A 9,809-nucleotide genomic window follows, 5' to 3' on the forward strand; every position below is an offset into this window, starting at 1 on the left:
CGTCGATGCAGGGTTAAACGGGGGAAATGGATCGCGGCCTTGGGTGGGAAATCCACCGTCATCCAGCCGCCGCGCTGTCGCATAGGAAACACAGCCCCTGTGGGAGTGAGCTTGCTCACGAAGACGGCATTTCAGGCGCTAAAGAGGTGGCGGATGTCCCGGCCTTTTCGCGAGCAAGCTCGCTCCCACAATTTGTGTCTGCAGTGCTGTCAAGTTCGGCCACGGCAGACCGTATGAAATCGAACTGCTAAACTGCCGCGCCTCATTCCTGCCCCAAGGCCGAGCATGTCTTCGTTGAATCAGGCGCTCAGCGTCGCCCTCGATAATCGTCAAACCCTGCTGGCGGAACTGCACGCCCAAGGCACCGACTGTTATCGCCTGTTCCACGGCAGCCAGGAAGGCGCGAGCGGGCTGACGGTCGACCGCTACGGCCCGCAACTGCTGGTGCAGAGTTTCCACAACAGCCTGGATCTCGATTCGCTGCTGGCGCTGCATGCCACCGTCAATGGGCGGCTGGGCCTGGACCTGCTGCTGGTCTACAACGACCGCTCCCAGGGCAATTCCCGGGTTGACCGGACTGACCCGATCTATAAAGCCGACGACGCTGCGCTGGCCGATCTGGTCGGCCACGAGTGGGGCCTGAATTACCGGGTGCGCGGTCGTCATGCCGGGCAGGACCCATTGCTGTTTCTCGACCTGCGCAACGCCCGCGGCTGGGTCAAGCAACATGCCGCCGGCAAGAGCGTGCTCAATCTGTTCGCCTACACCTGCGGCGTCGGCCTGAGCGCAGCGGCGGGTGGGGCGCGCGAGGTGTGCAACCTGGATTTCGCCGAAGGCAACCTGGCCGTCGGGCGCGAGAACGGCCTGCTCAATCCGCAACTGCCGGCCATGCAGTTCGTCCAGTCCGATTACTTCCCGGCCATTCGCCAACTGGCCGGGCTGCCCATCGCTTCCCGTCGCGGCCACAAACTGCCGAGCTACGTCCGGCTTGAGCAACGCCAGTATGATCTGGTCTTGCTGGATCCGCCGGCCTGGGCCAAGAGCGCCTTCGGCACGGTTGACCTGCTGCGCGATTATCAAAGCCTGCTGAAACCCGCTCTGCTGACCACCGCTGAAGATGGCGTGCTGATCTGCTGCAACAACCTGGCGAAGGTCAGCCTGGACGATTGGCGCGAGCAAGTGCTGCGTTGCGCGAGCAAGATTGGCCGACCCGTGCGCGACTGCCAGGTGCTGACCCCGGGCGCCGACTTTCCGTCACAGGATCAACAGCCCCCGCTCAAGACATTGATCTTGCAGCTGTGATGCTCAAACGAGCCTGAGGAAATTTCCCACACGGATTGAAGCGACTGGATTCGGAACCAGATTGGCGTGCCATACTCCAAGGACCTCCCATCGAGAGAGTCGGCGACCTACATGCCCAAAGGATTGAAACGCGCCATCGGCGCCCTGCTGGCCGTCTTCGCCATTTACAGCGTGCTGGGGTTTCTGATCCTGCCAGGCGTTGCATTGCGAATCATCAATCAACAGCTGGCCAATTACAGCACGGTGCCGGCCAGGCTGGACCGCCTCGAACTCAACCCCTACAGCCTGGAAGTCACCCTCTGGGGCCTGAACATCGGGGCACCGGGCAAGGAGCAAATCGGTTTCGCACGGCTTTACGCCAACCTGCAAATCGACAGCCTGTGGACCAAGGCCCTGCACCTCAAGGCCGTCGAACTCGACAAACCCAAGACCGAGCTGCTGTTCGCCAAGGACGGAACGCTCAACCTGGCCGGCCTGTTCAAGCTGCCCGCCAGCGAACCCGCAACACCAGACGAACCTCCAGGCAAGCCATTTCCGCTGCGTATCGGCGAGATCAAGCTGGCCGACGGTTACGTGCATTTCCAGGACATGCGCCCCAGCGAGCCCATCGAGTTTCTCTACGACGCGCTGAATTTCGAGCTGAAAAACCTTAGCACGCTGCCGGAAGACAACGCCGACATGACCCTGGTCGCCGCCGGGCCTGAAGGCGGTCAGATCGACTGGGTCGGGCGCATCAGCCTGGTGCCGATCGCGTCGGAAGGCACGCTCAAAGTCACCGACGGCAAGATGAAAGTCTGGTGGCCCTACGTACGCGATGCCCTGCCGCTGGTGCTCAAAGACGGGGTACTCAATTTCAACACCCACTACACACTCAGCCTGGCCAAGGAGACCGAGCTGCTGCTGGACAACACGTCCTTGAGCGTCGCGCCCTTCGCCATCGATGCCCCGGACGGCAGACCGCTGGCTCGCCTGAAAAAACTGAGCGTGAGCGAGACGTCGATCGATCTGGCCAAGCAGTTGGTGACCGTCGGCAAGATTCGCAGCGAAGGCCTGGAAACCTGGGCGACGCGTGAGTCAGACGGTGAGCTGGACTGGCAGAAGCTGTTCGCCAGCCAGCCTTCTAAGGCGCAGGCGAAAAAGGTTGAGGCTGAAAAACAGCAGCCCGCCACCGCGAGCAGCGCTGAAACCACCGCCAGCGCAAAACCAGCGGCGCCGAGCAAGCCGTGGCAGGTGTTGCTGCGCGATACGCAGCTGCGCGACTACCGCATTCACCTCACCGACAAGGTGCCTAAAGAGCCTGTTGCGATTGATGTCGGTCCGCTGAACCTCGACCTGACCGGCTTCGACAGCCTCAACAAGTCGCCCTTCAAACTCAAGCTCGACACCGGCGTGGGCAAGCAAGGCAAGCTGACCGCCGACGGCGAGGTGAATCTGGCGCCGGTTCGCGCCAATCTCAACGTCACCACCCGCGACATCGACCTGCGTGTCGCGCAGTCCTACGTCACGCCGTTCATTCGTCTGGAAGTCCGGAGCGGCATGCTCAACAGCGATCTGGCGGTCGACCTGAAAAGCACCGAGCCCTTGGCGCTGGGCATTACCGGCAAGGCGCAGGTCGACCAGTTGCACACCCTCGACACCCTCAAGTCGCGGGATTTCGTGAAGTGGCAACGGCTGAATGTCGACGGCCTGAATTTCCAGCTCGGCGACAGCCTGACCATCGCCACGATCAACATTGATCAACCCTATGCCCGATTCATGATTGCCGACGATCGCTCGACCAATATCGACGACCTGCTGATTCCTCAGCCTGCTGATCAACCCCCTGCCACGCCGAGAGCCAAGGCTGCCGCCAGCAGCGAAAAGCCGATGGGCATTCGCATTGGCGAGGTCAACATCACCAACGGGTCGGCCAATTTTGCCGACTTCAGCCTCACGCCAAACTTCGCTACGGCTGTTCAGCAACTCAACGGCAAAATCGGCACGCTGGATAACCGCCAGGACAAACCGGCGACGGTGAACATCAACGGCAAGGTGGATCGCTATGCGCCGGTGACCATCAAGGGCGCGCTGAACCCGTTCAACCCGATGGCGAGTCTGGACATCGCGACCAGCTTCAAGCGCGTGGAACTGACCACGTTGACGCCCTACTCCGGCAAGTTCGCCGGGTATCGCATTCGCAAGGGGCGGTTGAATCTGGACCTGCATTACCTGATCACCAAAGGCCAGCTGAAAGCCGAGAACAAGGTGGTGGTCGAGCAGCTGCAATTGGGCGAGAAGGTCGACAGTCCGGACGCGGTGAATCTGCCGCTGAAACTGGCGATCGCCCTGCTCAAGGACACCGATGGCAAGATTTCCATCGAGCTGCCCGTGACGGGCGATCTCAACAATCCGCAGTTCAGCGTGATGCCGATTGTCTGGCAGACCCTGCGCAATCTGGTGGTGAAGGCAGCGGCGGCGCCGTTCAAATTCATCGGCGGGTTGATCAGCGGCGGTGGCGGATCGGAAGATTTGGGCACGGTGGCCTTCGCGCCAGGGGTTGATGAGTTGAGCCCTGAAGCCATGGCGTCGCTGGACAAGCTGGCGGCGGGATTGAAAGCGCGTCCGGCGTTGCGCCTGGAGATTGAAGGCACCAGCGCTGAAGCGAGCGACGGGCCACTGATTGCCCAGCAGCGCCTGGAGCGCGAATACCAGAGCACGTACTACAAGATTCTCCAGCGCCGCGGCGACAAGGTGCCTGCGCAGCCGAGCGATCTGACCGTGCCTGCTGACGAGAAGGCGCCGATGCTCGAGGGGATTTATCGCACGCGCCTGAAACAGCAGCCGCCGGCCGAGTGGGTGAATCTGGGCAAGGAAGAGCGTCAGAACAAGCTGCGCGAGGCGGTGCTCAAATCCTGGAGTTCGAGCGCGCTGCTGCTGCGTCAGCTCGGTCAGGCGCGGGCCGGAAGCATCAAGGACTACTTGGTGGACAAGGGCCAACTGGCAGACGAGCGGGTGTATTTCATCGACACCACCCTCGGCAAACCGGAAAAGGACGGCCGCGTCATCAGCCCCCTGCACCTCGACAGCGAGTAATGATTTTGAGAAATGCGATAACGAGGATGGCGTTGGTTCTCGGTGTGACAGCGCTGGCTGGCGTTGCCCAGGCGGATACCTTGCGCTGCGGGAGCCAGTTGATCAGCGTGGGCGACCGGATGTTTGAAGTGCAGCAGAAATGCGGTCAACCGGTCAGCCAGGACATCATTGGCTACAAGGAAACCGTCAATCACTACCGCCAGGTGGATCAGGTGCAGGTTCAGGAATGGATCTACGGCCCGAGCAACGGGATGTACCAGTACCTGAGATTCGAAGGCGGGCAGTTGGTGAGGATTGATAGCAAACGCGGGAGGTGATGGCGCCTCCTTGTGGGACCGGCTTTAGCCGGGAAGAGGCCCGGGTGAACACCATGCATTTTTGGTGTAATACCCGACGCTTTCCCGGCTGAAGCCGGTCCTACAAAGGAAGAGGCCAGTCTACCGGCCATCAACCATCAGCCATCAACGCTCGTGCAATGCCTCGGCGCGGGCTTTCAGCACGGGTTTGAGCAGGTAGCTCAGGATGGTTTTCTTGCCGGTGATGATGTCCACCGAGGCGACCATGCCCGGGATGATCAGCAGCGGGTGCTCATCGGTGCCGAGGTGGCTGCGGTCGGTGCGCAGTTTGATCACGTAGAAGGTGTTCTTCTTCTCTTCGTCCTGAATGGTGTCGGCGCCGATCTGCTCCAGCTTGCCTTTCAGCCCGCCGTAGATCGTGTAGTCATAGGCCGTGAACTTGATCATCGCTTCCTGCCCCGGGTGCAGGAAGGCGATGTCTTGCGGGCGAATGCGCGCTTCTACCAACAACGTGTCATCCAGCGGCACCACTTCGGCAATGTCGCTGCCCGGCTGAATAACCCCGCCGACGGTGTTGACCAGCATCTGTTTGACCACGCCGCGTACCGGCGATGTCACCATCGTGCGGTTGACGCGGTCTTCAAGGCCCTTGGCCGTCGACTGCGCTTTCGAAAGATTGGTGCGCGCTTCGTTCAGTTGGGTCAGCGCGTCGCTGCGAAATTTGCCACGGGTTTCATCGATCTTGCGCTGCACTTCGGCAATCGCCGCCTGTGCGCGAGGGATCGCCAGCGTGGTGCCATCCAGCTGACCACGGGTTTCCACCTCGGAGCGTTTCAGCCGCAGGATGTCCACCGGCGACACGGCGCCTTGGGACACCAACGGCTCGGACATGCCGATTTCCTGGCGCAACAGGGCCAAGCTGCTGCGGTATTGCTCCTGCTTGGAGCCGAATTCACGCAATTCCTGCTGACGCTGAATCAATTGCTGCTGCAAACCACCAATCTCATCCACCAGTTGCTGACGGCGGCTTTTGTACAGCGACTCTTCGTTGGCTGCCTGATTCGGCACCAGCTTGCGCGCTTCGGCGCTGATGTTCAGCGGACGGTCATCGACCTCGGCGCTCAGACGCTCAACGCGCAGCTGCATGGCCAGACGATCAGCCTCGGTTTCGCCAACGTTGGAGGCAAAGCGCGTGTCGTCGAGGCGAATCAGCGGGGCGCCGGCGTCGACGATCTGGCCGTCGTGGGCGTAGATCTGCGCGACGATGCCGCCTTCCAGGTTCTGGATTTTCTGGATCTTGGTCGACGGAATGGCCTTGCCCTCGCCCTTCGTCACTTCATCGATCACGGCGTAGTTGGCCCAGACCAGCAAGAAGACGAAGAACAGAATCACGGCCCAGATGGTCAGCCGCACGATGCGCGGGGCGTCGTCGACCAATGCCTTTTTGACTTCCGGCAGCGCCTGGCCTTCCAGCGAAGGCGAGCCCTTGAAGTAGCCGAAGATGCCACCACCGGAGTTTTGACCTGACTTAAGCAACACTGATCTGCCCCTTCTTCAACGCTTCCATAACGGCGGCTTTCGGGCCGTCGGCCACGATCTGGCCGCGGTCGATGACCACCAGGCGATCAACCAGGCTGAGCAACGAGGCTCGGTGTGTCACAAGAATCACGGTCTTTTTCTCGATGACGCCATGCAGGCGCTGCTTCAAACGTTCTTCGCCGGTGTTGTCCATGGCGCTGGTGGGTTCGTCGAGCAACAGGATCGGTGGATCAAGCAACAAAGCCCGCGCCAGGGCAACGTTCTGCCGCTGACCACCGGACAGATTCTGCCCGCGCTCACCCACTTGCAGCTCGTAGCCCTGGGGATGCAGGCTGGCGAATTCATGCACGCCGGCCAGTTCAGCGGCCTGCAAAACCATCTCGTCGTCCACGTAACGCGCGCCGGAAATCAGGTTATCGCGCAGCGTGCCCGACAACAGTTGTATGTCCTGGGCGACGTAGCCGATGTTGTGGCGCACTTCGCTGACGTCGATCTGGCGAATGTCGACGCCATCCACCAGCAGCGAGCCTTCATCCGGCTGATACAAACCGACCAGCAGTTTGGCCAGGGAGCTTTTCCCCGACCCGCTACGGCCGATGATGCCGACCTTCTCGCCCGGGCGGATCACCAGATTGATGTTGCGCAGCGCCAGGCTCTGCTGGTTCGGGTAAGTGAACTCAAGGTTGCGGAATTCCATGGCGCCCTGCAGGACCTGACGGCTGAGGGGACGCTCGTCGAAGTTACGTTCCTGAGGCAGCTCCATCATTTGATCGACCGACACCATGGTCACTTTGGCTTGCTGGTAACGGGTCAGCAGACCGGAGAGTTGCGCCAGTGGGCCAAGGGCGCGGCCGCTGAGCATGTAGCACGCCACGAGGCCGCCCATGCTGAGGACGCCGTCCATGATCATGTAAACGCCGAAACAGATCATCGCCACGCCCGCCAGTTGCTGGATCAGCAGGGTGATGTTCATGGCAAGACCGGAAAGCACTTTGACGCGCAACTCCAGGCGGCTAAGCGTACCGATGGTGTGTTCCCACTGGTATTGACGCTCGCTTTCGGCGTTGTTGACCTTCACCGCATCGAGGCCGGCGAGGGTTTCGATCAGGCTCGACTGACGCTCGGCCCCCAGCGCCATGGTGCGCTCAAGGGTGGAGGTCAGCGGTTTTTGCAGGAAATGGCCGATGCCCAGCGCCAGCGGGAAGGCGATGATCGGAATCCACACCAGATGCCCGCCCAGCAGCGCAATCACCAACAGGATGATCAGCGTGAACGGCAGGTCGATAAGGCTGGTCAGGGTCAGCGACGTGAGGAAGTCACGCATGCCCTGGAACTCATGGATGTTCTGGGCGTAGCTGCCGACCCGCGCCGGGCGAAACTTCATCGCCATGCCGACGATGCGTTCGAACAGCGTGGCGGAAATGATCAGGTCGGTTTTCTTGCCGGCCAGGTCCAGGCACAGACTGCGCAGGCCCTTGAGCAAAAGATCAAACAGAAACGCGCCACAGATACCGGTCGCCAGCACCCACAGTGTGGCGGTGGCCTGGTTGGGCACGACTCGGTCGTAGACGTTCATCACGAAAAGAGGGGTAGCCAGCGCGATCAGGTTGATCACGAAGCTGGCAGCGATCGCGTCGACGTAAAGCCAGCGAGACAGCTTGAGGGTGTCCTTGAACCAGGAACGAGCGCGCGGGATGAGCGAGCCCTGGGTCACGTCAAATTTATGTTGCGGCTGTGCGAAAAACACCCGACCGCTGTAATCCTGCCCCAGCGCTTCGGTTTCGATCAGCACTTCGCCGCCGTTGCTTTCGCTGATCAGCAGGCGGGCCGATTGGCCCTCCCAACCGAGCAGAACGGCAGAGCGCCCGTCTTTCAGGAGCAGCAAGGCGGGCAATGCGATCTCGGGAATCTGGTTGAGTTTGCGTTGCAGCAAACGCCCCTGCAAACCCGCCCGGGCTGCGGCGCGGGGCAGCAAATCCGGGCTCAGGCGCTGGTCGGGCAATGGCAGACCGGTGGTCAGCATGGCCCGGCTCGCCGGTTTGTGATGCAGGGCACAGAGTGTCAACAGCCCGTCGAGTAGCGGATCGTCGTGCTGGCTGCGTGGATCATGACCTAATTGAGCCGAAGGTAATTCCAAGTCCACGCTGACACTCTCTTTCTTAACGGTTAAAAGAAGCTGACTCCGTCAAGAATCAGTTCATGCCCGGCAGCTGAACTGTCGGTTTCACATCGTTCTGCACAACCGATGCCATCGGCGCCACGACACCCTGGCTCTTCAGCAATGTGCCCATGTCCGCCTTGATGCGGTACTGGGTGTACGTCTGCAGGTTTTTCAGCTGCACCAGACGCTGTTGCGCGGTGAACAACTCGTTCTCGCTGTCGAGAAGGTCGAGCAGGGTACGCTCTCCCAGACTGAATTGCTGCTGGTACGAAGTACGCACGCTGTTGGCCCGCTCGACGTACTGCTGAGCGATCGGCACCTGGGCGTTGGCGTTGTTGTAGGCGTTCCAGGCCAGGCCCAGTTCTTCGTTCAACTGACGCAGCGCGTTGTTGCGGATATCCAGGGCCTGACTCGACAGGTACGACTTGGATTGCAGGTCAGCCTTGTTGCTGCCACCGGCGTACAGGTTGAAGCGCATGCGGACCATGGCTTCCCAGCCATTGTTGTGGCCTTCGTCGCCGCCAATGTTGTTATCGGCATTGCGGCCCAGTTCTGCATCGAAACGCGGGTAGTAATTGGACTGCGCCGAGGTGTACTGCTTTTCAGCGGCAACGATGTCGGCTTCCGCCGAGCGCAGCACCGGGCTGTTCTCGAGCATCTGGCGGCGGGCTTCGTTCAGATCGGCAGGCATCATGGCGAACGGCGACGGCGCTTCCAGCTGGTCAGCTTCCAGACCAACGGCACTCAAGTAGTTGGTCTGGGCGTCGGCCAGGTTGGTTTGTTCGGTGATCAGGTTGTTACGGGCCTGTGCCAGACGGGCATCGGCCTGGTCCATATCGGCCATACGACCTACACCGCGGGAAGTGCGCAGTTTGATTTGGTCGTAAATACGTTCGTGACTCTTCAGGTTTTCTTCGGCCAGCCGAACCATTTCACGTTGAGTAAGAACATCGAGATAGACCTGCGCAACTGTCAACGCGGTACGTTCGGTTGTATTTAACAGCGAGTATGCCCGGGAATTGGCGGTGGCTTGTTGACGCGCAACTTCGTTACTTGTTGCGAAGCCATCAAAGAGCATTTGCTGAAGACGGATTTGCGACTCGCCACGGTCCAGCGTCTGGTAATCGTGACGACCGGTCGAGGCACGGGTGCTTGGCGTATCGGAACCGGCCCGGCCGTAGCCCGCCGTGACATCGACACGCGGCAGGTAGCCGCCCTTTGCAGCACGGAGTGCGTAGTCCTGGGCGATACGGGCATTGATGCCGGCCTGCACCTCGGGATGCTCGTCCATGGCTTTCTGCATGGCGGACTGTAGCGTCTGGGCCTGAACGAAACCGGCACAAAGGATGAGGGGTACAGCAGTGAAGAGGTGCTTACGCATTTTGGTGATTTCCCGAGAACGTACTTGTTCAAAATGCAGCAATACGCACTGCCGCATC

Annotated in this window: 6 protein-coding genes; 3 read left to right on the forward strand and 3 right to left on the reverse strand. The window is 60.7% G+C overall.

Annotated features, from left to right (window positions below; all coding sequences use genetic code 11):
* The first annotated feature begins 285 nt into the window (after window positions 1–285).
* The 3 genes from IFT47_RS17400 (at window position 286) to IFT47_RS17410 (ending at window position 4,691) form a co-directional block, all read left to right on the forward strand.
* Entirely contained in the window at window positions 286–1,302 is a 1,017-nt protein-coding gene (locus IFT47_RS17400) for a class I SAM-dependent rRNA methyltransferase (protein ID WP_192174603.1), read from the forward strand.
* 111 nt (window positions 1,303–1,413) lie between these two features.
* On the forward strand, window positions 1,414–4,374 hold the full coding sequence (locus tag IFT47_RS17405) for a DUF748 domain-containing protein (RefSeq protein WP_192174602.1): 2,961 nt from the start codon (window positions 1,414–1,416) through the stop codon (window positions 4,372–4,374).
* A gap of 26 nt (window positions 4,375–4,400) precedes the next feature.
* Window positions 4,401–4,691: a DUF2845 domain-containing protein gene (locus tag IFT47_RS17410; protein ID WP_244656056.1), complete on the forward strand. Its 291-nt coding sequence runs from the start codon at window positions 4,401–4,403 to the stop codon at window positions 4,689–4,691.
* 144 nt (window positions 4,692–4,835) lie between these two features.
* On the opposite strand, the gene IFT47_RS17415 is transcribed toward IFT47_RS17410, so the two are convergent.
* From IFT47_RS17415 to IFT47_RS17425, 3 genes are read right to left on the reverse strand one after another with little or no spacing between them, the layout of a single operon-like run.
* On the reverse strand, window positions 4,836–6,209 hold the full coding sequence (locus IFT47_RS17415) for an HlyD family type I secretion periplasmic adaptor subunit (protein ID WP_192174600.1): 1,374 nt from the start codon (window positions 6,207–6,209) through the stop codon (window positions 4,836–4,838).
* Complete coding sequence (locus IFT47_RS17420; protein ID WP_192174599.1) at window positions 6,199–8,352, reverse strand: type I secretion system permease/ATPase; 2,154 nt, start codon at window positions 8,350–8,352, stop codon at window positions 6,199–6,201. The genes IFT47_RS17415 and IFT47_RS17420 overlap by 11 nt, the downstream gene beginning before the upstream one ends.
* 49 nt (window positions 8,353–8,401) lie before the next feature.
* Entirely contained in the window at window positions 8,402–9,751 is a 1,350-nt protein-coding gene (locus IFT47_RS17425; RefSeq protein WP_192174598.1) for a TolC family outer membrane protein, read from the reverse strand.
* Between the last annotated feature and the right edge of the window lie 58 nt (window positions 9,752–9,809).

This window comes from Pseudomonas sp. CFBP 13711, from assembly GCF_014842265.1.
Lineage (GTDB): Bacteria > Pseudomonadota > Gammaproteobacteria > Pseudomonadales > Pseudomonadaceae > Aquipseudomonas.

What these genes read in the sequence shown, in the direction of transcription:
- IFT47_RS17410 (WP_244656056.1), top strand. Translation starts at nt 4,401, where the DNA reads ATGGCGTTGGTTCTCGGTGTGACAGCGCTGGCTGGCGTTGCCCAGGCG.
- IFT47_RS17425 (WP_192174598.1), bottom strand. Translation starts at nt 9,751, where the DNA reads ATGCGTAAGCACCTCTTCACTGCTGTACCCCTCATCCTTTGTGCCGGT.
- IFT47_RS17405 (WP_192174602.1), top strand. Translation starts at nt 1,414, where the DNA reads ATGCCCAAAGGATTGAAACGCGCCATCGGCGCCCTGCTGGCCGTCTTC.
- IFT47_RS17400 (WP_192174603.1), top strand. Translation starts at nt 286, where the DNA reads ATGTCTTCGTTGAATCAGGCGCTCAGCGTCGCCCTCGATAATCGTCAA.